27 protein-coding genes are annotated in these 25,861 nt (G+C 62.0%); 10 read left to right on the top strand and 17 right to left on the bottom strand.

What is annotated here, in order from left to right; genetic code table 11:
• The first annotated feature begins 117 nt into the window (after positions 1–117).
• Both ACWTU9_RS13355 and ACWTU9_RS13350 read left to right on the top strand, forming a co-directional pair.
• Positions 118–1,755: a CTP synthase gene (locus tag ACWTU9_RS13355; protein ID WP_455858662.1), complete on the top strand. Its 1,638-nt coding sequence runs from the start codon at positions 118–120 to the stop codon at positions 1,753–1,755.
• 16 nt (positions 1,756–1,771) lie between these two features.
• Positions 1,772–2,338, top strand: coding sequence for a DUF1697 domain-containing protein (locus ACWTU9_RS13350; RefSeq protein ID WP_455858661.1), 567 nt, complete (start codon positions 1,772–1,774; stop codon positions 2,336–2,338).
• A gap of 20 nt (positions 2,339–2,358) precedes the next feature.
• On the opposite strand, the gene ACWTU9_RS13345 is transcribed toward ACWTU9_RS13350, so the two are convergent.
• The 5 genes from ACWTU9_RS13345 to ACWTU9_RS13325 form a co-directional block, all read right to left on the bottom strand.
• Entirely contained in the window at positions 2,359–3,816 is a 1,458-nt protein-coding gene (locus tag ACWTU9_RS13345; protein WP_455858660.1) for an NCS1 family nucleobase:cation symporter-1, read from the bottom strand.
• A gap of 199 nt (positions 3,817–4,015) precedes the next feature.
• Complete coding sequence (gene otsB / locus ACWTU9_RS13340) at positions 4,016–4,786, bottom strand: trehalose-phosphatase (protein WP_455858659.1); 771 nt, start codon at positions 4,784–4,786, stop codon at positions 4,016–4,018.
• Positions 4,783–6,564, bottom strand: a complete 1,782-nt coding sequence (locus tag ACWTU9_RS13335) for an alpha,alpha-trehalose-phosphate synthase (UDP-forming) (RefSeq protein WP_455858658.1) — start codon at positions 6,562–6,564, stop codon at positions 4,783–4,785. The genes otsB and ACWTU9_RS13335 overlap by 4 nt, the downstream gene beginning before the upstream one ends.
• A 133-nt stretch (positions 6,565–6,697) precedes the next feature.
• Positions 6,698–8,860, bottom strand: a complete 2,163-nt coding sequence (locus tag ACWTU9_RS13330) for an amylo-alpha-1,6-glucosidase (RefSeq protein WP_455858657.1) — start codon at positions 8,858–8,860, stop codon at positions 6,698–6,700.
• A gap of 43 nt (positions 8,861–8,903) precedes the next feature.
• Positions 8,904–9,965 carry a glycosyltransferase family 4 protein gene (locus tag ACWTU9_RS13325; RefSeq protein WP_455858656.1) on the bottom strand — a complete coding sequence of 354 codons (1,062 nt, stop codon included), beginning with the start codon at positions 9,963–9,965 and terminating at the stop codon, positions 8,904–8,906.
• Positions 9,966–10,158: 193 nt separating this feature from the next.
• Between ACWTU9_RS13325 and ACWTU9_RS13320 the strand changes: the two genes are divergently transcribed.
• Together ACWTU9_RS13320 and ACWTU9_RS13315 are read left to right on the top strand one after the other, a co-directional pair.
• A complete protein-coding gene (locus ACWTU9_RS13320; protein WP_454575040.1) occupies positions 10,159–10,461 on the top strand; it encodes a DUF982 domain-containing protein in 303 nt (100 codons plus the stop codon).
• Positions 10,462–10,647: 186 nt separating this feature from the next.
• On the top strand, positions 10,648–10,806 hold the full coding sequence (locus tag ACWTU9_RS13315) for a hypothetical protein (protein WP_454586980.1): 159 nt from the start codon (positions 10,648–10,650) through the stop codon (positions 10,804–10,806).
• 190 nt (positions 10,807–10,996) lie between these two features.
• Here the strand turns inward: ACWTU9_RS13315 and ACWTU9_RS13310 are convergent, their stop codons facing one another.
• From ACWTU9_RS13310 to ACWTU9_RS13290, 5 genes are all read right to left on the bottom strand, one after another.
• Complete coding sequence (locus tag ACWTU9_RS13310) at positions 10,997–12,442, bottom strand: DUF5939 domain-containing protein (RefSeq protein ID WP_455858655.1); 1,446 nt, start codon at positions 12,440–12,442, stop codon at positions 10,997–10,999.
• Between the two features lie 123 nt (positions 12,443–12,565).
• On the bottom strand, positions 12,566–13,429 hold the full coding sequence (locus ACWTU9_RS13305; RefSeq protein ID WP_455858654.1) for a DUF2182 domain-containing protein: 864 nt from the start codon (positions 13,427–13,429) through the stop codon (positions 12,566–12,568).
• Between the two features lie 9 nt (positions 13,430–13,438).
• A complete protein-coding gene (locus ACWTU9_RS13300; protein ID WP_455858653.1) occupies positions 13,439–14,077 on the bottom strand; it encodes a DUF1326 domain-containing protein in 639 nt (212 codons plus the stop codon).
• Positions 14,078–14,216: 139 nt separating this feature from the next.
• Positions 14,217–14,516, bottom strand: a complete 300-nt coding sequence (locus ACWTU9_RS13295) for a putative quinol monooxygenase (protein ID WP_454586976.1) — start codon at positions 14,514–14,516, stop codon at positions 14,217–14,219.
• A gap of 39 nt (positions 14,517–14,555) precedes the next feature.
• Entirely contained in the window at positions 14,556–15,632 is a 1,077-nt protein-coding gene (locus tag ACWTU9_RS13290) for a class I SAM-dependent methyltransferase (protein WP_455858652.1), read from the bottom strand.
• Positions 15,633–15,801: 169 nt separating this feature from the next.
• Here ACWTU9_RS13290 and ACWTU9_RS13285 point away from each other — a divergent pair, with 169 nt between their 5' ends.
• The 3 genes from ACWTU9_RS13285 (at position 15,802) to ACWTU9_RS13275 (ending at position 18,688) form a co-directional block, all read left to right on the top strand.
• Positions 15,802–16,707 (top strand): LysR family transcriptional regulator, encoded by a 906-nt coding sequence (locus ACWTU9_RS13285; RefSeq protein WP_455858651.1) that lies wholly within the window; start codon positions 15,802–15,804, stop codon positions 16,705–16,707.
• 135 nt (positions 16,708–16,842) lie between these two features.
• Positions 16,843–17,142, top strand: coding sequence for a hypothetical protein (locus ACWTU9_RS13280; RefSeq protein ID WP_454586973.1), 300 nt, complete (start codon positions 16,843–16,845; stop codon positions 17,140–17,142).
• Between the two features lie 187 nt (positions 17,143–17,329).
• Positions 17,330–18,688 (top strand): chloride channel protein, encoded by a 1,359-nt coding sequence (locus ACWTU9_RS13275; RefSeq protein WP_455858650.1) that lies wholly within the window; start codon positions 17,330–17,332, stop codon positions 18,686–18,688.
• Between the two features lie 121 nt (positions 18,689–18,809).
• Here the strand turns inward: ACWTU9_RS13275 and ACWTU9_RS13270 are convergent, their stop codons facing one another.
• From ACWTU9_RS13270 to ACWTU9_RS13240, 7 genes are all read right to left on the bottom strand, one after another.
• The gene (locus ACWTU9_RS13270) at positions 18,810–19,331 is read right to left on the bottom strand and encodes a GNAT family N-acetyltransferase (protein WP_455858649.1); all 522 of its coding nucleotides are present in this window, start codon (positions 19,329–19,331) and stop codon (positions 18,810–18,812) included.
• Positions 19,328–19,768 carry a GNAT family N-acetyltransferase gene (locus ACWTU9_RS13265; RefSeq protein WP_455858648.1) on the bottom strand — a complete coding sequence of 147 codons (441 nt, stop codon included), beginning with the start codon at positions 19,766–19,768 and terminating at the stop codon, positions 19,328–19,330. The genes ACWTU9_RS13270 and ACWTU9_RS13265 overlap by 4 nt, the downstream gene beginning before the upstream one ends.
• 410 nt (positions 19,769–20,178) lie before the next feature.
• On the bottom strand, positions 20,179–20,655 hold the full coding sequence (locus ACWTU9_RS13260; RefSeq protein WP_455858647.1) for a DoxX family protein: 477 nt from the start codon (positions 20,653–20,655) through the stop codon (positions 20,179–20,181).
• A gap of 11 nt (positions 20,656–20,666) precedes the next feature.
• On the bottom strand, positions 20,667–21,350 hold the full coding sequence (locus tag ACWTU9_RS13255; protein ID WP_455858646.1) for an HvfC/BufC family peptide modification chaperone: 684 nt from the start codon (positions 21,348–21,350) through the stop codon (positions 20,667–20,669).
• Between the two features lie 87 nt (positions 21,351–21,437).
• Positions 21,438–22,466 (bottom strand): MNIO family bufferin maturase, encoded by a 1,029-nt coding sequence (gene bufB / locus ACWTU9_RS13250; RefSeq protein ID WP_455858645.1) that lies wholly within the window; start codon positions 22,464–22,466, stop codon positions 21,438–21,440.
• A gap of 42 nt (positions 22,467–22,508) precedes the next feature.
• Positions 22,509–22,778 carry a BufA1 family periplasmic bufferin-type metallophore gene (locus ACWTU9_RS13245; protein ID WP_455858644.1) on the bottom strand — a complete coding sequence of 90 codons (270 nt, stop codon included), beginning with the start codon at positions 22,776–22,778 and terminating at the stop codon, positions 22,509–22,511.
• 232 nt (positions 22,779–23,010) lie between these two features.
• The gene (locus ACWTU9_RS13240; RefSeq protein WP_455858643.1) at positions 23,011–23,859 is read right to left on the bottom strand and encodes a patatin-like phospholipase family protein; all 849 of its coding nucleotides are present in this window, start codon (positions 23,857–23,859) and stop codon (positions 23,011–23,013) included.
• Positions 23,860–23,900: 41 nt separating this feature from the next.
• On the opposite strand from ACWTU9_RS13240, the gene ACWTU9_RS13235 reads away from it, so the two are divergent.
• The 3 genes from ACWTU9_RS13235 (at position 23,901) to ACWTU9_RS13225 (ending at position 25,847) form a co-directional block, all read left to right on the top strand.
• A complete protein-coding gene (locus ACWTU9_RS13235) occupies positions 23,901–24,134 on the top strand; it encodes a hypothetical protein (RefSeq protein ID WP_455858642.1) in 234 nt (77 codons plus the stop codon).
• Positions 24,135–24,255: 121 nt separating this feature from the next.
• A complete protein-coding gene (locus tag ACWTU9_RS13230) occupies positions 24,256–25,170 on the top strand; it encodes a LysR family transcriptional regulator (RefSeq protein WP_095775296.1) in 915 nt (304 codons plus the stop codon).
• Positions 25,171–25,364: 194 nt separating this feature from the next.
• Positions 25,365–25,847, top strand: a complete 483-nt coding sequence (locus ACWTU9_RS13225) for a cupin domain-containing protein (protein ID WP_454575059.1) — start codon at positions 25,365–25,367, stop codon at positions 25,845–25,847.
• Positions 25,848–25,861 lie beyond the last annotated feature (14 nt).

Raw genomic sequence — 25,861 nt, 5'->3', positions numbered from 1 at the left:
GGCCCTTTTGTTTTGACTAAAACAACAGTCTCGAACCTCGTGACTATCGCGCCTTCTCTGGAAAAAGCCTCAGCGGCGGTTTTTTCTCTGGCGGAATCAATTCGGCCGCGTTAAGCGATGACTCCCATGGCGCGATATGTATTCATCACAGGCGGCGTGGTTTCCTCACTTGGAAAAGGCATTGCCGCAGCGGCCCTTGGGGCTCTCTTGCAGGCGCGAGGCTATCGCGCACGCATCAAAAAGCTCGACCCTTACCTCAATGTCGATCCCGGCACGATGTCGCCTTACCAGCATGGCGAGGTCTTCGTCACCGATGACGGTGCCGAGACTGATCTCGATCTTGGCCATTACGAGCGCTTCACCGGCCGCTCGGCCAATCAGCAGGACAACATCACCACCGGCCGCATCTACAAGAATATCATCGAGCGCGAGCGGCGCGGCGACTACCTTGGCGCGACCGTGCAGGTCATTCCGCACGTCACCGACGAGATCAAGCATTTCGTCCTCGACGGCAATGACGACTACGATTTCGTGCTGTGCGAAATCGGCGGCACCGTCGGCGACATCGAGGCGATGCCTTTCCTCGAAGCGATCCGCCAGCTTGGCAACGACCTGCCGCGCAACAATGCGGTCTATGTCCACCTGACCTTGATGCCCTACATCCCGACGGCCGGCGAGTTGAAGACCAAGCCGACCCAGCATTCGGTCAAGGAACTGCGCGGCATCGGCATTGCGCCCGATATCCTGCTGGTCCGAGCAGACCGCGCCATTCCCAAGGAAGAGCGCAGAAAGCTGTCTCTGTTCTGCAATGTCCGGGAAAGCGCCGTCATCCAGGCGCTCGACGTGCCGCACATCTATGACGTGCCGACGGCCTACCACAGGGAAGGCCTCGATTCGGAAGTGCTGGCGGCCTTCGGCATCGATCCGGCGCCCAAGCCGCGCATGGAGCCCTGGCAGGCGGTGTCCAACCGCATCCACAATCCCGAAGGCGAGGTGACGATTGCCGTCGTCGGCAAATATACCGGCCTCAAGGACGCCTACAAATCGCTGATCGAGGCGCTGTCGCATGGCGGCATGGCCAACCGCGTCAAGGTCAAGCTCGACTGGATCGAAAGCGAGATCTTCGAGAAGGAAGACCCGGCGCCGTGGCTGGAAAAGGTGCATGGCATCCTGGTCCCCGGCGGCTTCGGCGAGCGCGGTTCCGAAGGCAAGATCCTGGCAGCGAAATTCGCCCGCGAGCGCAAGGTGCCGTATTTCGGCATCTGCTTCGGCATGCAGATGGCCTGCATCGAGGCGGCGCGGTCGCTGGCCGGCGTCGAGCATGCCTCGTCGACCGAGTTCGGCCCGACCGAGGAGCCGGTCGTCGGCCTGATGACAGAATGGCTGAAAGGCAACATGCTGGAAAAGCGCCGCGAAACCGGCGATCTCGGCGGCACCATGCGGCTCGGCGCCTATCAGGCCGAGCTCACCAAGGGCTCGAAGATCGCCGAGATCTATGGCGACACGCAGATTTCAGAGCGCCACCGCCACCGCTATGAGGTCAATGTCGACTACAAGGAGCGACTGGAAGATTGCGGCCTGGTGTTTGCCGGCATGTCGCCCGACGGCGTGCTGCCGGAAACGGTCGAATACCCAGACCATCCCTGGTTTATCGGCGTTCAGTATCACCCGGAACTGAAGAGCCGGCCGCTTGAGCCGCATCCGCTGTTTGCCAGCTTCATCTCGGCTGCGGTGGACCAGTCGCGGCTGGTATAGGCCGCTGGCTGCGCCGGTGAAGACCTATGTCGCGCTGCTCTACAGCATCATCCTCGGCGACGGCCGCCGGGTCGTCATGTCCGACCTCAAGGCGATGGCCGAAAGCCTCGGGCTGAAGAACCCGCGCACGCTTGTGGCGACCGGCAATCTGGTCTTCGAAGCGCCGGCGACGGATATCGCCAGGCTGGAACAGCGGCTGGAAACGGCCTTCGAAAAGACCTTCGGCCGCCATGTCGTCATCATCGTGCGCACTGCCGAGGACTGGCTGAAGCTCGCCGCCGGCAATCCATTCCCGGCAGAGTCGGCTGAAACTGGCGATCAGGTGGCGGTTCGGATCATGCGCAAGCCGGCGCCCGCAGATGGCGTCGCCGCGCTACAGGCGTATGCCGCCGAGGACGAGAAGGTGGCGTCGGTCGACGGCGATATCTGGGTCGTGTTTTCGCGCGAGCGGCCAAGTTCAAGGCTGCTGGCGGCCATGAATCACAAGCGTCTCGGCATAGGCACTGCCCGCAACTGGAACACGGTGCGCAGGTTGTCTGAGATGGTCGGTAGGGAGGGAGTAGGGAGTACAATTTCCTACTGACTACTCCCTACTGACTCATTTCACGCCTTCGCCGTCTTCGCTCCAGCGCCGAGCGCCATGGTGCGCAGCACGTAGTAGATCGCGCCGGCAATCGCCACGCCGAAGAACCAGCCATAGACGCCCCACCAGTCCGGCAGCCAGTTGGTGAAGTTGGGCAGGATCGACGAGAAGACGGCGCCGATGCCGGCGGCGATGAAGGCATTGACATGCCAGCCGCCCTGGAAGCGGAATTCGCCGTCTTCGCGGTAGAGCGCCTCGACATCGACCTCGCCTTTGCGGATCAGATAGTAGTCGACCATCATCACCCCGAAGATCGGCCCCATCGTCGCGCCGATGATGTTGACGAAGGACGCGGCGCTGCCTTCCCACGGCGCGAAGGGATAGAGCACAAGCGCGATCAGTGCAGCGATATAGCCGCCCTTCTTGAAGTCGATCTGGCGCGGGAAGACATTGGAGAAGTCGAAGGCCGGCGAGACGAAGTTCGCCACCACATTGATGCCGAGCGTCGCCACGGCGAATGTCAGTGCGGCAAGTGCTGCCAGGAACCAACTGTCGAACTTGGCCGAGATCTGGTCGGGATGCAGCAACACCTCGTGGTAGACGTCATAGGCGGCGATGGTGGTGACGCCGGCAACCAGCGAGAACAGGATGAGGTTGACCGGCAGGCCCCAGATGTTGCCCTTGCGCAGCGACGCCTGGTCGGGCGCATAACGGGCGAAATCGCAGAAGTTTAGATAGAGCGCCGAGAAATAGGTCACCCAGATCGCCGCCACCGCAAACAGTGCCGTCCACGAACCGGGCGTTCCCGGCACGCCGGCATCCTTGGTCTTTTCCAACAGCACATCCATTGGGATATCGCTGGTGAAGGCGAAGGTTCCGGCCTTGACGCAGAGATAGATCGCCAGGATCAGCATCATCACCCACACGGCCGGGCCAGCCCAGTCCTGGAAGCGGCGCACGGTTTCCATGCCGCGTTGGATGATCAAGAGCTGGAGCGCCCAGATGACGACAAAGCAGATCACCTCAAGGCCGCTATGGCCGAGGAAATGCGTGTTGGCGTTGAAATCGGCGAACCATGGCGAGCGGATCAACAGCGCCACGATCGCGCCGGAGGCTGCCGCCGTCTGGGCGCCGTACCAGAAGCAGGCGACGATAGCGCGCACCAGGGCAGGAATGTTGGCGCCCCAGATGCCGAAGGAGGCGCGGGCCAGCACGGGGTAGGGCACGCCGGTCTTCACGCCGGCATAGCCGACCATATTCATCAGTGCATAGATGATCAGCGAGCCGATGCCGATGGCGATGATGAAATTGACGAAGCCGCCGCAAAACAGAAACAGGCTGGCGGCGAGATAATAGCCCCACAGGCTGTGAACGTCCGACGTCCAGACATTGAAGATGGAAAACGGTCCCCAGTTTCGAATTTTTGCCGGAGCCAGATCCTCATTGTAGAGGTCAGGCGAGGCACCCTGTATTGTCATGGCGATGTCCCCTTTTTTGCAGCACGCGCCCTCACGCGTTGGCTGCGTGGAGGTTAAGCCTGACGCAGGGGAACCCGCAAGCAATCCATTTGCCGGCTCTGACCTTAAAGATATTCAATGCAAATCGCGCTTATCGATTGACGTTTGTACAGGCGGACGCCATCGCAGCGGTCTTGATTCGATCTGCTGACAGCCGCGATCAGGACACTTTCCGGTCAAGGACCGCAGAGGCCTCGAAATTGGCGGCAAGCCAGGCGATCGCGCGGGTGACGTCATCGAGCTTGTATTGAGCCGCCGTGGGGCCGCGCGGTTTGACACGGATCGAAATGCCGCCGGCCTCATTGATCGTCTCGAAACCGTTTTCGTCAGCGGTGTCGTCGCCGAGGAAAACCGGCCGCCTCCCGGCAAAGGACGGGATTGCCATGAAGCGCCGCACGGCAGCGCCCTTGGCTGCTTCGAGCGGCATGAGCTCGACGCCGGCATTTCCCGGAATGACCCGGTAGCCCCTGGGGAGTTCGGCCAATGCCTGCTCGACAAGTTGCGTGGCCCTGGCCAGCAAATGCGGCGCCGCACGCGTATGGATGGCAAGGATCGGGCCCTTGCGCTCGATATGGACCTGGCCGTCATCCAGTTCGGCTTCGATGGCGTCGGCAAGGGCAGCCATATCGGCGGGAGTATCCGCGGCAACGACCGGGCCGTCGGGCGTGAGCCGATGTTCCAGCCCATAGAGGCCGGCAACGCGCAGCTTCAGGGGATGAAACAGGCGATCGGCGACCTCAACCGAGCGGCCGGTGATGAAGGCGACGGCACCGTCCAGCCGTTCGTCAATGGCGCCGAGCAGAGTGCGCAATTCGTCGCTGACGGACACAGCGTCCGGGTGAGCGGCATGCTCCAGCAAGGTGCCGTCAATGTCGAGGAAAAGCGCCCATTGTCCTGCGGGCAGATTGGGTGCGATTGGCAGGCTTGTCATGATGCCACCTTGTGCATGCGCTCGACGAGCGAGACGATGTTGGTGTCGGTGCTTGCTGGCCGCTCGGCAGCACCTGTCGCCCGGTCGAGATCGCCGCGTTTGCGCAGCCGCGCCGCGTCGAGCAGCATGCTGCCGGCCCAGCGATAGACATTGTTGTCGCGCACGTTCTCGCGCATGCGCCGCATGCGCTGGCGCTGCTCTTCCGGCGGCATGGTCAGCGCCTGCTGCAAGGCCTCGCTCATCATAGCCGCGTCGTAAGGATTGACGATCAGCGCTTCCAGCAGTTCGCGCGACGCTCCAGCAAAGGTGCTGAGCAAAAGAGTGCCCTGCTCGTCGTCGCGCGCGGCAACGAACTCTTTGGCGACGAGGTTCATGCCGTCATGCAGGCTGGTAACCATGCAGATATCGGCAGCGCGGTAGATCTCGTAGACCTGCTCCTGCGAGTGATGTTCGGCCACCATGATCACCGGCTTGTAGCCGTCACTGCTGCCATAGCGCTGGTTGAGGTCGTCGGCATAGCGCATGCATTCGTCATGCAGTTGCTGATAGGCCGGCAGCGTGCCCCGGCTGGGTGCCGCGATCTGCAGGAACACCAGTCTGCCGATCCATTCGGGATGGCGCGTGAACAATTCGTCCAAAGCCTGAAAGCGGTCGAGAATGCCCTTGGTGTAGTCAAGTCGTTCGACGCCGATGCAGAGCTTGACGTCAGGCCGCAGGCCGAACCTGTCACGTAGGCGGCTGCGGCATTCCTCGACAGTAGGGAGCTTTGCCAGCAGTTCGGCCGGCCACTCGATGGAGATCGGATAGGCATGCACCAGTGTCGTCTGCCCGCCATAGGAGATCGCCGCATCGGCGCGTTCGATACGGCTTTCCAGGAAGCGATCGACGCTTTCGGTGAAATTGTTGGCGTGGAACTGGGTGTGGAAGCCGATGATCGAGCTGCCGAGCAACCCCTCCAGGATGCGCTCCCGCCAAGGGCAGATGCTGAAGACTTCGGAGTTCGGCCAGGGGATATGCCAGAAGGTGATGATGATCGCCTCCGGCAGGCGCTCGCGGATCATGCGCGGCAAAAGCGCGAAATGGTAATCCTGGACCAGCACGATCGGCCGCTCGTTGCGCGCTTCGGCCACCACCGTATCGGCGAATTTGCGGTTGACGGCCTCATAGGCCTCCCAGTCCGAGGCGCGGAAGATAGGACGCGTGAAGGCGATATGGCAGAGCGGCCACAGGCCTTCATTGGCAAAACCGAGATAATAGCCCTGATATTCGTCCTCGCTCAGCCAGACGCGGCGCAGCGTGTAGGACGGATGATCCGGCGGCACCGGCAACCGGTCGTTCTCGTCGACGGTGAGGCGGTCAGCGCTACCACCGCCATAGGCGATCCAGGTGCCGCCGCAGGCGCGTGTGATTGGCTCCAGCGCCGAGACCAGTCCGCTGGCAGGCACGACAAGCTCGACGCCATTATCCTTGACGTTGTGAATGTAAGGTTCGCGATTGGAGACGACGATGACCTGCGCGTCCGGCAGGTCGTCGGTGAGGATCTTACGCAAGGTTTCGGGTGACCACGTCACCAGTGCGGCATCGACGGACTGGCCGTTCTTTTCAAACTCGCGCATGACTTTGCGCGCTGCTTCCGCCACCACATCCTCGCCCGCCGTTCGAGCGGCTGGTGGGTGGCTGCCGCGCTGCCGGGATACTGAAAACACAACGGCGAGGGCGGATAGGCCGAGGCTTGCCAGGATCACGATCCAGAGCATGTCGACGCCATAATCTGTCATTAAAGTGCCAATCTCCGCCTTCGGCGGCCATTCTTCTTCGTTGAATTTGAACACGCTTTCGGCGGCTGGCCGCCGGCAGCTGTCATGTTGCAACGCACAAAACCGCGATCGGTTCCCGCGAAAATGACCCAGCTCAGCTTCGCACGATCAGCGGAACCAGCCCTTCATGGCGGTCGGCGAGAAAGGCGACGACACGGTCGCCGACCCGCTGGAAAGTCAGATCGACTTTCTTTTCGCCGACGCCCAGATGTCGGAGCGTCAGTGTGTCGATGCCGATCGGCAGCCGGGGGCGCGTGACATGGATTTCGCCGTTCCAGCCGTCGATTTCCAGGCCGAGGCAGGCCTGCATCAGCATGAAGGCCGACCCCGCCGACCATGCCTGCGGCAGGCAGGCAACGGGATAGGCGATCGGCGCTTCGCCGACCGAGCGGGTAAAACCGCAGAACAGTTCCGGCAACCGCATGTTGAAATGCACGGCCGATTCGAACGTGCCACTCATCAGCCGCACCACATTGTCGCGCTCGCCAAACCGCGCCAGGCCGGCACCGCAAATCGCCGTGTCGTGCGGCCAGATCGACCCGTTGTGGTACGACATCGGATTGAACAGAACCGCATCGTCGGCCAGGGTGCGCACGCCCCAGCCGGACTGGAAGGACGCCGAAAGCAGCTGGTCGGCGACCATTTGCGCCCGCGCCGGGTCTGGCAGGCCGACATAGAGCAAATGCCCGGCATTGGACGTGCGCACCTTGCAGGGGTCGCCGGCGCCATCGATGGCGAGCGCATAGAAGCCGAGATCGTCGAGCCAGAAATCGCGCTCGACGGCGATCCGCATCTCTTCGGCGCGGTTTTCCCAGTGATCGGCCTGGGCGAACTCTCCCCGGCGGCGGGCGAGTGCCGCCAGGCCACGGAAGGCGGCAAAGACATAGCCTTGCACTTCGACCAGCGCGATCGGACCCTTGGGAATGCGCCCGTCGGCGTGGAAGACAGAATCGAAACTGTCCTTCCAGCCCTGATTGGCAAGTCCGGATTCGGCGGCGCGCTGATAGGTGACGAAGCCTGTCGCGCGGCTCGCTTCCTCGGTCCACTCGGCGGCGGCGCAGAGAGACGGCCACAGGTTGGCGATGAAGTCCATGTCGCCTGTGCGCTCGGCATAGGCACAGGCAAGGTGGATGTAGAGCGGCGTGGTGTCGACACCGCCATAGTAGCGGCCGAAGGGCAGCTCCTGCAGCGCCACCATCTCGCCCTTGCGCGTCTCGTGCATGATCTTGCCGGGCTGCGAGTCGCTGAACGGCGAGGTCTCGGTCGCTTGGTGCTGGGCGAGGAAGGTGAGCACGCCGCGCGCCAGGCCGGGATTGAGCCACAGCATCTGCAGCGCCGAGATGACCCCGTCGCGGCCGAAGGCGGTGGAAAACCAGGGAATGCCGGCATAGGGGTAAGGGCCGGTCGACAATTCGGTGGTCAGCAGGGCCACATCGGCGCGGGCGCGTTCCACCCAATCGTTGAAGACGCGGCCCGAACTGTGCACCGTCGCGCCATGGCGGCGCTTGGCCCGCATGCCGAAGCGGGCGCGCGCCGCGGCCGCCCGGAACCGGTCGCGGTCGGGTGGCTCGGCCAGTTCCGGACCAACCTCGACATAGAACACCTTGCTGCTGCGCTTCGTCACCGCGATGAGGAAATCCGCGCGCTCGGCACTCAGCTGGTCCGGCGCCTGCGAAAACGAGATCGCGGACTGCCGGGCCAGACCGTCCAGCCCGTCGTAGCGCAGGAGCACCGAAGTCGCATCTATCTCGGCCGCATGCGCCGTGCCGCGTTTTGGCCGGGTTGAACCGCGCACCTCGAACATGTCGCGGAAATCGGCGGCGAAGTGCAGCGAAATGCGGATCGCCGAATGCTCCTGACTGTAGTTGGACAGAGTGATGCGTTCGAACAGCCGATCCTGCCACAGCAGCCTGACGCGCTCGATGTGGATGGCGCCCTGCGGGATGTCGCGGCCGCCGACGCTCTGCATCGGCAGGTTGGTCAAATTGCTGGTAAACAGAACGTTGTCCTGGCTGAGTGAGGCGCCGAGCAGCGATGTCTGCCGGCTGCCGACGGTCAGCCGGAATTCCGACAGCACCCGCGTGTCGTCGCGGAAGAACCCATCGCCGGCGCCGCGTATGTCGCCATAAGCATCGGCTACCGCAAAACAGTCGCCTTGCTTCAGGGCGAACAGCCGGTGCGGCTCGCGCGGCGCTGTTTCATCCAGGGAGGCAAGGGCCACGGCGGGGTCGAGCTTGCGCTCGTCAAGTTGGGTCATCAGTCACAAATCTCTGTTTTGGCTTTGGAGCATCCGCCGTCGCTCAAGATGCTTTCGCTTCCGCTGGAATGCCGATCAGGCGCGCATAAGCAGAGAGATAGTCACGGGCCATCCTCTTGGCGGAGAACCGCTTTTCGAAGACGGCGCGCACCTTTCTCCGGTCGATCTGCAGCAAGGCCGGCACCGCGGCGACGGCAGCGTCACGCGAATTGACGATAAAGCCGGTGACGCCCTGGTCGATGACTTCCGGCAACGCACCGCAGTTCCAGCCGATGGTTGGCGTACTGCACGCCATCGCCTCGATCGCGGCAAGGCCGAACGGCTCCGGCCAATCGATCGGAAACAGGAGCCCGGCCGCATTGCCGAGGAATTCAGCCTTCTCGTCCTCGGCAATCTCACCGACATAGTCGATACGGTTGCCGTCGATCAGCGGCTCGATCGTCTTGTGGAAATAGGCACGGTCGTCATCGCCGATCTTGGCCGCCAGCTTGAGCTTCATGCCCGAGCGCAAGGCGATGTCGATGGCGCGGTCCGGCCGCTTGTCGCGCGACAGCCGGCCGAGGAAGGCAAGGTATGGTTCGTCCGTCGCCGGCTCCAGTGTCGGCTGATAGAGGCCGGTCGGCAGTCCGTGATGGATGGTGGCCAGCCAATTGGCGTTTGCGAGCCCGGTTCTCTGGCTGCGCGAAATGGAGATCAGGGGAAAGCGTGGAAAACGCTCATACGCCGGCGCCAGCTCGACATAGTCCAGCCGGCCATGCGGCGTCGTCACCGTCTTGCCCGGCATGTTCTCGAAGAACGAAAAATGCAGGAAATGGCTGAGATGAAAATGAATGATATCAAACTCATCGGCGCGATTCCTCACATCGGCCAGCATCGCAAGATGGGCTGCTGTCTCTGACTTAAGCGGGCGGGGATCGAGGCGCAGCGCACGCTCGCGTCCGGGTATCAGTCTGGCAGAGGTGTGGCTGTCGCCGCTGGCAAACAGGGTCACCTCATGGCCGAGTTCGACCAGCCCTTCGGTGAGATAGGAAACGATGCGCTCGGTGCCGCCATAGAGTCTGGGTGGCACGGATTCATGCAACGGGGCGACGTGGGCTATGCGCATGGTTTGAACTGTCCCTCAAAAGGCGAGTACGGGAGCGAAATGCATCAGCGGGCGTAACGTTCCGGACAAAAGACGTCACCCGGCAATCTCGGCTCGAACAGCGTCAATTTTTTTGCAACGAGCGGGAACCAACTCGCTGTTCGCGAATTTCATAAGGTTGGTTCGCACTGCGGCCGACCAGGGAGAGAACAAAATGAACCGCTTGCATTTCTTTACGCCGGTGCGCATCGCGCGCGGGCAGGGACACCCCATAGAGGAAGTCGATAGCGTTGCCGAGGCGATGGTCTTTCTGCAGAAGTGGCCGGTGGGACGGCGTGGACCGGTCTATCAATGTGCCGTGAATTGCTGCTCCGCAGCCCTGTCGGGCAGAATGTCGGCCGAAGAAGCCAGGAAGGCGTTTACGGGCTTTGCCCGCATCACCCGCCTGCTCGACGACGATATGGCGATGCCGATGGGCGGCGAAAGCATGGCGGACGTCTACGCGCTGCGCCGTTAGGCTACGGCCACAGACTTTTTGGCGATTCAAGCCGGGCCGTGGCGGCGCGGACATCATCTTTTTCGCACCATAGTATTCCCGCGCAGCCCTTCACCTCATGGCCTGCACTGTGCTTTCATGCGGCGTTTCGCATGACCGGTGGTTGGACGGCCAATCCACAAACGGGCGATACGTGGAGGGTAGACATTGCCGAGACTGATCCTGGGAACGCTCGGCGCTATCGTCATTGCCCTTATCTGGGCGATCCTTGCCAGTTTGATGGGCGCACCGTCGATCGTGATCACGGTCGGTGCGGTCGCCATTGGGGCCGGCGTTTATACCTACGTCGACAGACGCTCGAATTGACCCGTTCCCCGTCTATCGGGTGGCTATACCGACAGATGCCCTTATAGGGACTTTTTTCGCACCGGGCCGACGGTGGCGCGTTCGACCAATTGCACGCCGATGTTGACGCGCACAATGTTTGCGCTCGGATCCCCGATGCGTTTCATCAGCATCTGTATGCCGGCACGGCCCAGTTCGATGCGGTCGATGTCTATCCCCGCATAATGCGATAGACAGTTGCATCACCCTCCACACCTCGAAGAGGCGCGTCAAAAGCCTCGACGCGATGGCCGGCAAGCATTTCGCTAACCCCGGGCGCGGAGTGGAGCGCCTCGGAAATGCAGATCTGTCCGCCTTCTGCCAGGGACTGCACGCGCGCGGCGACATTCACGGTCTGGCCGAAATAGTCGAGGTTTTCGTTGAGCGTGACGGCGATCGATGGCCCACAGTGGGCCCCGATCTTGAGGATGATCCCCGGCCCGTCATGGTCGCCGTTGAAGCGATCGATCTCGTCAAGGATGTGAAGTGCAGCCGAGATCGCATCCGACGGCTGCGAGAATACAGCCATCACCGCATCGCCAATCGTCTTGACCACCGCTCCGGAATGTTGCTGAACCGTCGCGTTGACCAGAGCGAAATGCTCGCGGACCAAAGCATAGGCGTTGAGATCACCCAGGCGCTCATACATGGCGGTCGAGCCCTTGAGGTCCGTGAACAGGAAGGTGATCTGCCGGATGCCGAGCCCCTCCTTCTCGTCGACACGCTCGGACCGGAAGAGCTGGCGGAAGGTTTGCCGCGCAAGCAGCGCTCCACCGGAAACATAAGGGTCGAAATCGAGCGCCGGCTTGGTGGTCAGCGCGACAAGCTCGGGCGGCCAGTTGATGACGAGCAACGAACCGCGCACTGGCCCAGTATTTGCCACTTCCATGACGATCGGGCCAGGTGGCACGGCGGGCAATGCCGGCAGGAAGCGTTTGCCATCATAATCGATCTTCAGAACTGTCGGTGCCGCCACCGGATTGCCTGATATTGGCACGGCGAATGCGGCCTGTGTCCGCACGTTGACGCCCGCAAGGGCGCCCGGTCCTACTTCGGCGCGGAGCACTGTGGTGGTGCCGGGCGGCAGGAACGTCATGCCCCTGATGAAGCCGCGCAGAACGTCAAGAAAGCGAACGTCTTGCCCCGGTAGACGCCCGTCATGTCCGAAGTGGAGCTTCCAGTGAAAATCCTCGACCGGGAGCGTCTCGGGGTCGTGATACGGCAGGCGCCGTAACTTCGGCGACACCGAAAAGGTGACCTCGATGAAGTCGTCGAGGTCGGTGTCGCCCGATACGTCGCACAGGCCACAAACGTAGTGGGTCTTCAGCGTGCGCAGGGCGCCGAAACTGTCGAGCACCATCCCGGACTGGGGACAGAGCACATCCCAGCTCATGTCGAACAAGCCACAGCGGGCGGCATGAAGGAAGAGGTCGATTGCTTCAGGCTCGGCGATTGCGCGGTCACGAGCAAAGCTCAGCGGATTGACGCGATAGAGCGAGTGGTCGTCGGCACTTCTGATCAGCGTCTCGAATTTCGAGATGACGCGTGGGCTCCAGGCTCGCGCCTGCTCCACCTTGGTCATGCAGCTTTCGAGAAGACGATCGTCGACTACCGTCACGCCGGATCCTCAACCTTGCCGCCTTGCCGCGCCACAGCCTACTAAAAAAAACCAGCGCGATGCGAATGGGGTGCCGCCGAAAGCGTCTGCCGGCACAGCAGATATGCTTATTCTCCTGCTCGTCTAGCCTCCCATCCAAGGCATATCGATCGCCCCGAGCGATACAACGATCCCGAGGGCCACTAGCGCAATGCCCAAACTACCTTCGAAGCGGTGGCCACGGGGCAGCAGCTTCTCGACGAAGACGAGCAGCGTCAAAAGCAGCATCCAGGCGACGCTCATGACGCCGGTTGCGACCAGCACGGCAAACAGCGCCCAGCAGCAGCCAAAGCAGTAGAGACCGTGGCGCAGTCCCATCTTGAACGCGCCAACACGCCCGTCGCGCCAGTGCTGCGCAACGAAAGCGAGCGGCGAACGGCAATGGCTGAGGCAAATGTGCTTGAGGGTCGTGAATTGGTAGAGCCCGGCGACGCCAAGCGTGGCACCGAGCGCGAGCGGTGCCCATTTCGAACGCTGGGGCGGATCGAGGTTAGTTGCAACGTCGCTACCGAGCCGGACCAGGACATAGACGACAACGCCCGCCGCCGCCCAGACGAGCAGATAGCCCGCGACGAAGGTCCACGTCGGGATGGCCACGTGTTGTTCGCGCCTGGCCTGCGCCGCCGCGAACATAAATATCATGGGCGCCGCAGCTGGCAGCATCATGGCTGCCATCATCACGGTCCACACAGCGACAAAAGCGGCGGCACCGGCAACTGACCAGCCGTCGGCGGCAATTCCCGCCATCGCCATGCCGGCCATGCCTTCCATACCCTCCATGCCGCCGCGCACAGCAATGCCCATGGGCATATCCATGCTGAAGGTCTGGTAGAGGGTGAGCGCCCACGCCACTGCTGTCAGCCCGACGAGCGATGCGAGCAGACCGAGAGGGATGCCGCGCAGATTCCGGGTGAACAGCCGCGATTTCCTGGGGAACGCGTTAGCCATTGTTATGCCCTAGTTCGGGCCGGTCCAGTCGAACGGGATGTGCTTGCTCGAGCGGGCCGTGCCAGTCCAGTCGAACCCAAAGCCTTTGGTGCTCAACTCGACAGAACGCCCCCAGGTGACAACCTGGCCCGGGCCGACCTCCGAACCCGGCGGATTGATCGTCTGCACCCGCTTGCCAGGTGGTGTGGTGGGGCCGGAAAGCGCCTCTGCGCGCCCAACGACGAGGCCAGGAATTTCGACCCGCCAGGTAGCCAGGTCGCCCGCCACCTCGAAAGTGATCGGAACAAACTCCATGCCGCGCATCTCGCCGATATTTGCGGCAAAGCCCGCGGGCCAGCCGCCAGCGTGGCCGCCGAAGATCGCCTGCAGGGCTTCGCGCTGCGCATCATCCGCCTTCTCGTCGAGATACATGCCCATCACAGCCCTTGCCTCGCCGGCCCATAGATTGCCTTCGAACTCGCCGAGCGCCACCAGCGTCAGGCCGTCGAGCTTCACGCCGCCATACTGACCCTCACTCACATGCCAGGCGAGCACGCCCTGGCAGTGATTGCCGGTTGGCCGCTGGGCGAACTCGCAAGGGCAAGGGATGTCGCAGCTGCAGATGTCGAACCAGTCGCCTGCGAGCCGCCATTGAGGCACTGCATTCATGGCTCATCCTCCGAAGATTGGGCCTGATTATACGTCGAAGTCTGGTCGCGCTCCAGCAGTTCGTGCGTCGCTGGCTTTGATGGATTGGCCCCCACATTGGTGGTCGAGGGGTGCACATCAAACCTGCAGTTGGGCCACTTCAGGGCCGGATCTCGACGACGGACGTGCCGGAGACCGGGTCGGTCACGCCGAGGTCGCCGCCGAGATCCTCCAGCATGTCGCGCATCGTATCGAGAAGGCCGATCATCTGCGGCCGCGCCGCTGCGAGGCTGTCCATGTCGTTCCATTCTCCGACGACGCAGAAGGTCCGGTCGCCGGTCTTGATCAGCGCGGCCTTTCGAAATCCCTTGACGTCGAGGCTCGCCTTCTTGTGGGCATCGATGAAGGCCTGTTCCTTGCCTGCCTTGGTGCGGAACCGGACGACGTTGTAAGCAGTCATGCCTTCCTCCAACCCATAGCTAACTTGGATCAACCGGGTTTACGGGCGAGCCTCCAGAACCATGTTGAACGGCGTATCGGTGGCGCGGCGGAAGCGGCGGAAGCCGCCGCCGGTAACCACCTTGCGCAGCCTGGCCTCGCCAGCCTGTGCGCCGAGCCCGAGCCCAACCTCCTGCGACAGCGAGGCAGGCGTGCAGATGAAGGTCGAGGCGGCGTAATAGATGCGGCCGACCGGATTGAGGTTCGCTGAAAGCTGGTCGTGGGCGAAGGGTTCGACGATCATCCAGGTGCCGTCCGGCTTCAGGGCCTTGTGCACATGCCTGGCAGCGCCCTCCGGATCGCCCATGTCGTGCAGGCAGTCGAAGAAGGCGACGAGATCGTAGGTGCCCGGAAAATCCTTGGCCGCCGCCACGTCGAAGCGTGTGTTACCCGCGACGCCGGCCTCCTTGGCAGCGGCGCGCGCCCGTTCGATCGACGGGGCATGATAGTCGAAGCCGGTGAAGCGCGAATTCGGGAATGCCTTGGCCATGAGCACGGTCGAGGCGCCGTGGCCGCAGCCGACGTCGGCAACGTCTATGCCTCGCTCCAGCTTCTCGGCCACGCCATCGAGCGCCGGCAGCCAGGAGCCGATCAGATTGGCGTTGTAGCCGGGCCGGAAGAACCGTTCCGTGCCGCGGAACAGGCAGGCGCTGTGATCGTGCCAGCCCAGTCCCTTGCCCGAGCGAAACGCCTGCCGCACCTTTTCTTCGTCAAGCCACAGCGTCGAGACGACCTCGAAGGCGCCGGCCATGAAGGCCGGACTGTCTTCATTGACGAAGACCTGTTCCTGCTCGGGGCTGAGGTAGAAGCTGTCGCCGGCCCCGTCATATTCGACATAGCCGGCGGCCGCCTGCGCGGAAAGCCATTCGCGGACCAGACGCTCCTGTGTCCCGGTCGCTTTGGCAAGCTGTCCGGCAGTCATATTGCCGCCCTTGCTCATGGCCGCGAAAAGGCCGAGCCTGTCGCCCAACAACACCGCCGCCCCAGTGGTGATGGCACCGAGATCGCCGACCATCTTTCCAAGCAGCGCCTCCAGTTTTTCCTGGTCGGGCTGTTTCTCCTTGTTGCGCTCCAGCATCGGCTTTCTCCTCCGGCTCGGTCCCAAACACTCGCCATGGCGGCACCTGGTTCGGCCACCGGGAGGGTCTCCCATGGACAGCGGGGAAAGTTTACCTAAGGATAGCACCCGCCGATAATGCCGAGTTCTGATTGCGGCGATGCATGCCGGGCATCAGCGGGGATGTGTCATGGAAATGCACGAAATTCGTTATTTTCTGGCCGCCTGCCAGACGCTCAACTTTCGCCAGGCGGCCGACCTGGTGCATATCACTCAGCCTGCGCTCACCCGCGCCATACAGAAGCTGGAAGCGGAACTCGGCGGCCTGCTCTTCCATCGCGACAAGAGCCATGTCCAACTAAGCGATTTCGGCCGGCTGATGCGAAGCCACCTCGACGAGATCGCGCAGCGCTCTGAGCATGCCAAACGCACCGCCAGAAGCTTCCTGTCGCTGGAGGCCGCGCCGCTGACGCTGGGCGTGATGTGCACCATCGGCCCGCTGCGCTTTATCGGTTTCCTCAACGCGTTTCGCGAGCGCTTTCCCGGCATTCATGTGACTGTGATCGAAGGCGCCGCCGACCACCTCTCCGATCTTCTGCTGAAGGGCAAGCTGGACATCGCGCTGTTGGCGCGGCCCGAGCCCTTCGACCCCCGGCTGAAAGCGGAGCCGGTCTATGCGGAGCGCTTCGGGCTCGCCTTCTCAACAGGGCATCCATTCGAGACGCGCAACACGCTACAACTCGCCGACGTGCGCAGCGAGCCCTATCTCGAGCGCATCAACTGCGAATACGGCAATCATATCGACGAGCTCTGCCAAAACCTCGGCTTCGAGATCAAGAGCGCCTACCGCAGCGAGCGCGAGGACTGGATCCTGGCCATGGTCGCTGCCGGAATGGGTGTTTGCTTCATCGCCGAATTCTCGGCGAGCCAGCCCGGCGTTTGCCACCGGCTAGTCGTCGATCCCGAGATCGTGCGCGAGGTGTCGCTGGTTTCCGTCGCAGACCGCCCGCCATCGCCCGCCATCTCGGCATTTGCCAAAGCGGTGATGGAGTATGACTGGCACATACCGATGACGGCGGAATCGACTGGTCTGTAGGTCCGCGGTTCCGCCTTCCGCGCCAGTCAAACAGGCAACATACGATCACATCTTCGTGTCGATGTAACTGACCGCAATGTCCGGCGAACCCATGAATGGGGCAACTGTGCCCCTCAAAAAATGGGAGTATTCCAGATGCATTCGTTCAGGATCTTTGTCACCGCCAGCATTGCCGCCCTGTGCGTGTCACAGGCGTTCGCCGAAGACACGATGGGCACGATGTCCATGATGAAGGGTGGGCAAGTCACAGCAATCATGCCCGACGGGCATATGGGCACCATGATGCCGGACGCCAAAATGAGCGCCGAAATGATGAAAATGGCCAAGCCGATCAAGCATTGCATGATGATGATGACCGACGCCAAAGGCAAAACCTACATGATCGATACATCGACCAAGAAGGCCCAGGCCGAGTGCGAAAAAATGGCGATGTAGAAGCCTTCGGGCTCCGCCGACGTTTTCGTCCCGCCGGCACGCGCGCTGGCGGGATGTCCCATCCATCCTTCGCCGTCGGAGTTCTGCCGGAGCACTGTCGCTGATCCCATCTGCCATAGGCCTGGCCTCGCAGGGTTGATCGGCTCCATGGGTGTGCTAGGCCGGATCGATCACGACAGGATCCGACATGGCACTCATTTCGCGAAAACACCCGATGCTGCGGCGCTCGCAGGCAATGTGGGTTTCGCGGCGCGTCTGGCAGCCCCGCATCGTCTTTTGGGCGGGCGCCATCTCGATTGGTCTGATCAGCGTGCTGTTCGCAGTTCTGGCCGACCAGGCGCAGGCACTCTTCCACATCGCGATTGGCCATCAGGGCGGCTGGCGCTTTTACCTGCCGCTGGTGATGACGCCGCTCGGCTTCGTTCTCTGCGCCTGGCTTGCGCATTCCTTTTTTCCGGGCTCGCAGGGCAGCGGCATTCCGCAGGCAATCGCCGCACGTCATTTGCGCGATGACGACGACCGCGGGCACATCCTGTCGCTGCGGCTGGTGGTGGGCAAGATCGCGCTCACCGTCGTCGGTCTCGGCTGCGGGGCCTCGATTGGCCGCGAGGGACCGACAGTGCAGGTCGGCGCCTCGCTGATGCTGCAGGTCGCGCGCTGGGGCGGCATGGGGCAGGCGCGCGGGCTGATCCTGGCCGGGTCGGCGGCAGGCATAGCGGCTGCCTTCAACACACAGCTTGCCGGCATTGTCTTTGCTATCGAGGAGATGGGGCGCGCCTATGAATCCCGCACCAACGGGCTGGTGTTAACGGCGGTGATCTTCGCCGGACTCGCCTCGTTGGGCCTGGTCGGAAACTATACTTACTTCGGCGTCGCCAAAGAAACAGTGGCCTTTGCCAGCGATTGGCCGCTGGTGCTTGCCTGCGGCGTCGTCGGCGGCGGCATCGGCGCGCTGTTTTCGTTGCTGGCGCTGAAAGCGACGCGTCGCATCCGGCGCTGGAACGCGTTGCAGCCGCTCTGGCGCACAATGGTTGTGGCAAGCATTTGCGGGCTGGCGGTGGCCGCGATCGGGATGGCCTCGAATGGCCTCACCTTCGGCACCGGTTACGCGCAGGCACGCGGAGCCATCGAAGGCACGCCGCTGCCGGCGTTCTTCTTTGCCGAGAAATTCGCGGCTGGCCTGCTCTCAATGGTTTCGGGCATCCCGGGCGGCATCTTCGCGCCATCGCTGGCCGTAGGAGCCGGCCTTGGCAGCACGCTTGGCCTCATCCTCGGCGCCGCCACCGGCACCGCTGCGCTGCTCGGCATGGCCGGCTATTTTGCCGGCGTTGTGCAGGCTCCGATGACGGCCTTCGTCATCATCCTCGAAATGACCGGCAACCACGACAATGTCATTGCGCTGATGTGCGCATCGATGCTGGGCTATGGGACAGCGCGATTGATTTCGAACGAGCCGCTCTACCACGCCCTATCTCGCTTGTTCATCGCCGAGGCGATCCGGCGCAGAAGAACCAGAAACCTTGAAACACCCGATGCCGCCGCTTAGAGCAATTCCAGGATAAGTGTTTAACGGTGTTCCGTCCGGAATTGCGTAAAAACAAAGAGTTAGAGCGGGTCAGCGATTCCGTGAAACGCTCTCGAGCGCAGTCTGAGTTTCGCCAGCAAGCTCAAACTTGAGTGAGGACAAGGCGCATGGCGCAACGTCTGCTTGCCGGCATTCCGTGCTCGACCTCTCGGCGTAGCACCTGGCGAAGCCGCTCTCCGGCCTGCGCGCCATCCAGCACCTGAAAGTCCAGCTTCTGGTAAAATGGCGCGTTCCAGATCACGTCCCGGAACGTCGTCAGGGTAAGAGCGACAAGGCGGCGACGCATCGCATCCGCAATTGCCTCTTCCAGCAAGGCGCGTCCGATACCCGAGCGTTGTCGATCAAGGCGCACGGCAAGTTCCCAGATGTGCAATGTGTCATCCTGGATCTCCGCGCTCAGGAATGCGACCGGCCGATCGGAGGCGTCCGTCGCGACCCAGGATGTGCCCTTGGCGATGAGTTCACGGTGGCGCTCGACGGTCTGATTGTCGTCGTCGGCAATCCAGGCCAACTCCTCGATCTCACGGTAGGCCTCACCCGCCGACTGTTCGATAGAGGGCAGGGCTTCCGCGTCAGCGTCTCGCGCAATTCGGATGCTGTTCATTGGGTTGTAGTCGGATCTTCAAGTATTTTGCAGAGAATGACGTTGGAGTGTCCCTCGGGCCAATTCGCAAATTCAGCTACACGCACGAAGCCGGCTTTTTCATACATTCCTGGCGCTTGGAAATCATGGCTCTGCACCCAAATCCGCCGAACGCCTCGATCTTTGGCCTCGGCCGCGAAGGCGTTCAACAACGCCCGCGCATAGCCACGTCCCCTATGTCCCTCGTCGATCCACATCTGTTTGAGTTCGGAAGTGCCCGCCCAGGAAAATCCTGTTGCAGCACCGATGATGCGTCCAACCGGGTCGCGGATCACAAAGCCAAGGCCCTGAGCGTCATCGCGCCCTACCGCCTCCCGATTGTAGGCATAGATCCTGTCTTCGAAGGCGTCGATCTCAATTGCAGAAAGATCGTGCTGGGGTTGGGCAAGGGCAGTCATCTCGAGCGCTCGATTCCCTTGGGCTGAGACAAGACCGTCTCAAGCGACAGACGGCCGGAGCCGCCTACTGCAAGCGTTACAAGGCCGGCCAGATAAAGCAGGATGATTTCGTAACCGACAGGCCCGAACCGGATTCCTGTGGCTGTCACTTCGGCAAACTTCACTGAGAAAAATCCGTATTGGGAATGGACTGTGACGGTCTCTTATTCGCCCCATGGGAACCGACCGTTACAGCCTCACGGCATCGTTACCGCCGCCGCGCGAGCCTCGACGAGAGCAGAACCGAAATCGCCCGATCCACCCTGGGCGCCGGATCGGGCATCGGTCAGGCGGCTTCGGCGGCGAGAACGACGGGAAAGTCGATATCGGTCTCGGCGACATTGTTGATAGGTTGGTCAGGAAATTCTCGGCTACGATGGCGGCGCTGAAAAGGTCCGCTCTGCGACGTAGTCGAGCGAGAGGACGCCGGCGCCCCGTGTTAGAACGAGCAGCAAAAGCGAGGCCCACAGCAGATGCTCGGCCCAGTTCTCCGGGAACACGAAGATCTGGATCACTGAAACAACGCCGAGCAGCATCAGCGCGCCGAGACGCGAGAACAGCCCCAGGAAAAGCAGCACCGCCCCGGTGATCTCTGCCGTTGTCGCCAGCGGCGCCGCGATCGACGGATCGATGAGGGGTAGATTGTATTCGCTGGCGAACAGCTGCAGCGTCACCGGCCAGGACGCCAGCTTCGATTGTGCAGACTGCCAGAAGACATGCGCAATCGCGACTCGAGCTGCGAGCTGGACCAGCGAAAATGGGATACGCTCCGGTAACTTGATCACTCGTCGGTAAAGACCAACAAGGCCGGCAGGGCGGGGGGTGGAATATTCCGGTATCGCAGTCATGATCGTCTCCTTCAGTTTGAGAGGGGGTGCACCGGGACGCGCACGTCGGTGACGAGCCTGTCGCGGAACAGGCGCACAAGCGCTGAAACCAGGTCGAAGGCCGGGTCGAGCGCCAAGGCGCGACCAGCGGCATGCTCAAGGCCGAAGCCGTGCTTCAGCGAATGCCAGAACGCGAAGCTCGCGCGGTCGAGCAGAAAAAGCCGCACGTAGTTCCCCGATCGCCACAGCGCCACGCGTTCGGGGCGCCTTGTCCAGGTGATTTTTTCATCGGCCGCCGTCTCCTTTTGATGCTCCATCCATACCGATAGGATCGACCAGTGCGAGACGATCAATCGCAGTGAGGGCTGGAGCAGGATATCCGGCGACAGCCCAAGGTCGTTGCTGTCGTATTCTGCGAGGCTGCGGGCCGGCAGCGAAGCTGTATCGAGCGCTTCGGCAATGGCCCATTCGAGCCGCGCCGTCTCGGCGACGATCGGCATGTCGGACAGGGTGTCGATGGTCTTCAGAAAGCGAGGGAAGCCCGCACCATATCGCACCAGGCGTGACTCCGCCGGCGGATGCCGTCGAATGAACTCGCTCGCCATAAAGCGGAAGAAACGTTCGTCGACGAGGCGGGCCGTAACGGGAAACACCGCCATCAGCACGGCAGTCAACGAACTGCGTGTGTTGTTCTGGTAGATGCGCAGGCGAGCCATTGGGTCGGCCTTGCCAGCGTTAGCATTCTCGCGTCGATCAGAGGCTCCATGGCCAGCACCGAGCGCGCCACGATGGTCTGCAGATGTTCAAGCGGCAGCATGATATCCTCCTTCGATTGTCGGCAGGGCGACGGGCATGGCCGGTCTGGTTTTGGCGGCGGCAAATGCCGCAAGCACAGGCATGCTGGTTCGCGTGCTTTCGAAAGTTGGCAGGCTGGACACCGGCAGGACCATGGTCGGGGCGGTCTGCCTTGCGGCCTGCTTGCGGCTGAACATGATCGAAGCGGAGAGCATGTCGGCCCACATAGCCTCGCCGAGCAGCACGTCGAGAACCGGAACATCGGTATCCCATTCGATCAGCGTCGGGCGCGGCCCGAGATGGCTGATGGCATGGTGATAGAGCCCCCACACAACTGGCGGCACACGAGAGCCGTGATCGTCGATCAGCACGGTGTCGCCGCCGACCTCATTGGTCGCGTGACCGGCAAGGTGGATCTCCCCGATGGCATCGGCGGGCAAAGCGTCGATGAAGGCCTTTGCGTCGTACTGGAGATTATGCGCCGAAACCTGGACATTGTTGACGTCCAGAAGCAGGCCGCAGCCAGTTTGCGCCACCAGCTCAGCCAGAAATTCAGCTTCATTCATCGACGAGTCCGCAAACGCGACATAGGCGGACAGGTTCTCGATCAGCACACGTCGCTTCAACGTATCCTGGACGGTCGCCACGTTGCGCGCCACGATCGCCAGCGCCTCTTCGTCGTAGCGAAGCGGTAGCAGGTCGTTGAGATAGGCTCCGTCGGCAACGCTCCAGGCAAGATGCTCCGAAACGAGATCAGGCTGGAACCGCTCGCAGACCTTGCGCAGTCTTTCCAGATGGTCACGGTCCACCCCTTGTGCGCTGCCCAGAGACAGGCCAACACCGTGAACTGACAGCGGATATATCTGGCGCAGCCGTTCAAGCGCCTCGACGGCGGTGTCGTCGCCCATATAATTCTCGGCATGCACCTCGAGCCAGCCGGCGGAAGGCCTGCGGCTCAGCATTTCGCTGATGTGAGGAGAGCGAAGACCGATGCCCGCGGTTGCGGGGACGGCGATATCTTGAAACGCACGGGACATCGGTCTGCTCCATTCCTGGGGGTTGGCTCGAAGTCTGGCTGTTCAGGCTTTCGGCTTGTCGCTGCCGCCGGTGATCTTGGCGCAGCTGCCGGCTGGCACGTAGAGCCAGGAGTCCGGCTGGTTGTCGGCGATCGAGGTGCCCGCGCATGAATGCGTCGCGGTCTGGCAGTCGTTCTGGCCGGCCTTGACGACGCCATAGCACTTCTCGAACGAGAAGTTGGGCTGAGCGGCCGGGCCGCTATAAGCTGCAGTTGCAGCAAGCGAGGTGGCGGCAGCGAGGGCCGATCCGATGAGGGTCTTGGTGTTGATCACGGTCATTTCTCCTGGTTGCGTTTCGAGGAAAGACTGACCTGGCGGCCTGTCCTGCAAGCAGTGTCGAACAACGCGCGATAAAGCTGAAATGCTGTCTCGGCATGGATTTGATACGCGGTCACTATGTTGAGGGGATAACGAGCAAAAAGCCCTCCGGCGGGGAACCGGAGGGCTTTGGCGCCTGCACTTCGTGAGCGGAGCGAAGCAGGCGTGGCTAGGCGGAGGGAGGCGCCTAGACGTATCGATTTTTGCTGTCGACGACTGAGCTTTCACTCAAGATCGGATGGTCGGCGAGAAGCCAGTCCTCGGCTCGCTGCCGTCCGCGGTCACGCGTGTCGGTCAATTCGCCCCAGTCGGTCCAAGGCCTAGTAAACAGCGAGGCATTTGTTCTGTGATGCCTGTCGAATATGGCGTGCGCAGGTGCAGAACTCATGGAGTTTGCGGCGACGCGGTAAGCCGCGCATGGCATCATGCATCGTGAGGGTTTGCCGCCGACGATCAGCCAATGCCCAGCCTCGATCGGCTGCACCGGCGGCAATGCCGAAAACTCGCTTTCGCCCCAATACATTTCGCCATCGATCTCAACGGGCGGGAAAAGGAATGGGACTGTCGCGGCCGCCAAAATGGCCTCGATCGACAATTGCTCCCCGGAGAAACTCTGCACGGTGTCGGTGCGGGCGTTCGAAGCCAGGATGTTGAGCTTCAATGGGCAGCTATTCTTGTGCAACTCGGCAACGTCGATCGACTGTTCCAGGATCGATCTCAGCGGATTGACCGTAGCGACCGCAGACATCGATGCGTGGCTGATGCGCCGCCAGAAATTGGTGAGCGCCGTTCGTGCGCCACGCCGGCCGCCCAGAGCCAGTCCGTAAGCAAGAACCGCTGCTTCCATGCCTCCGAAACCGGATGCGGTGATGCTGCGGAAGGAAAGGCGAGGTTCATCCAGCAACCGATCGAGTACGCCCCAGACAAATGCGCCGTGCGCATCGTTTGCCAGGGTGATATTGATCGGCTTGCGGGCTTCAATCGCCAGTTCTGCACCTGCAACAAAGACATGGTCGGTTGCGGCCTGGATTTGCATCTTTTGGGTCTCCTCCCGAAAAACGCCAGGCAAGGCGTTCGATGGAGACACTGCCGCATGATCCTCTGCTCGCGAAATGCCAAGGTGGCATGAACTCCATAGGCAGATTGCATTGGCTGCAATCCCTTGCGCGGCGCAAGTTTTCCGAGCCTGGCGAGAATCCTGCGGTCAATGACCCCGCCATGAGCAAGCCGCACGATGCGCTCTGCGCAATGTATTGGCGCTCGGCGGCGCCAACTGAGCTGCTCCGGCCGTTCCGGGAAATCCAGGGATGATGTCACGGCGCCATGACGGACCGCTATCGACTTTATAGCCGCAGTGCATTGGCGCCAAAGCGAGCCTTGCGGCAGTCTCCGAAGCACGAACAGCCTCGTCTGCAACTCGGGACAAATCGGCATGGACATTCACCACATCCGTTACTTCCTGGCCGTGTGCGAGACACGAAACTTCACGCGGGCAGGCGAAAAGTGCAACGTCACTCAGCCGGCTCTGTCCCGCGCCATCCAGCAACTCGAGGAAGAGGTCGGAGGGCTGCTGTTTCGCCGCGAACGAAGCTTGACCCACCTGACTGACCTGGGTGTGCTGCTTCGCCCCCGTTTTCAGCAGATCCTCGACGAACTGACTGGAGTGCGCCAGGAGGCATCGAGGTTCCTGTGCCTGGAAAACGCCAACCTGAAGGTCGGCGTCATGTGCACCATCGGCCCGCGTCGCTTCACCGGCTTGCTGACCGACTTCAATCGGCGGCAGCAGGGCATCCAGCTGCAACTGGTTGAGGGCGTGCCGGCATCGCTCTCCCAACTTCTGGAGTCCGGCGAGATCGACGTCGCCATCATGGCGTCAAGCGACAGTTTCCCGGACCGCTTCGACGTCACACCGCTTTATCGCGAGCGCTTTGTCCTCGCCTTTCCAAACGGCCATCGGCTGGCCCGCAATGACAACGTAGCCATCTCCGAACTCGATGGCGAAAATTATCTCAGACGTCTCAATTGCGAGTATCGCGATCACCTCGCCGGTCTGTGCACGGATCGGGGCGTGAAGCTCAGGATCTCGTACGCCAGCGAACGCGAGGACTGGATCCAGAATATGGTGTCCGGAGGACTGGGCATCTGCTTCATCCCGGAATTCAGTGCGGTGATTCCAGGGTTGCAGGTCCGTCCCGTCATTGATCCTGAGGTCTGGCGGGAAGTATCCCTGGTTGTCGTTGCGGGACGCAGGTTCTCGCCTGCGGCGTCGGCTTTCGTAAACAGCGTCAAGGCGCATGGCTGGCCTGAGAGCGCAATCGTCCAGGCGATCCAAAAGACCGCTGCCTGAAGCAAAATCGAAGAATTAGGGGATCACACGAGGCGGTTGCCGCGTGTGGTCCTCATGCAGTTGCCGTGGTCTACCATAGTTTTCAGGTATCGATTTCAGAGCCAGTCAGCATTTCTCTTTTCGGATCGCTCCGGTCACTCTCCCCGTCATGCCCCGCCTCCCGCGTTTGGGCACCGACAAAGGAGAAATACAAGATGGCTATCAAGAAACTCACCCTTGCATTTGCGGCAGGTCTGCTTTCGGCAACCGCTGCATTTTCCTCTGCTCCGGCCTTCGCCGGCGACTGCCCTGCGGGCCAGGCCGCAACGACCGATATTCAGGAACATCCCAGCAAACCGGTTGGCGTTGTCGACACGGTTCTCTCGGCCATCGATCTGAGCAGCAAGGGCGAGGCCTGGAAAGGCAATATGCTGCGTCTTCGCAAGCTCGTCGTTCAGCCAGGCGGCGTCGTGCCGTGGCATGAGCACAATCTGCGCCCGGCCAATATCCTCGTCATCGAAGGCTCGATCACCGAATACCGCAGCACCTGCAAGGTGGGCATCGAGCACCCGGCTGGCGATGTGACCGCCGAGTTCGGCCAGCTCGCCCATTGGTGGAAGAACAACGGCAAGGTTCCCGCCGTGCTCTATTCCGCCGACGTCTTGCCGCCCGCGATGCCCGACGACCACATGATGTGATCCGGACATTTCGG

The organism is Mesorhizobium sp. 128a, assembly GCF_053848025.1.
This window is presented reverse-complemented; position numbering and strand designations above follow the sequence as displayed.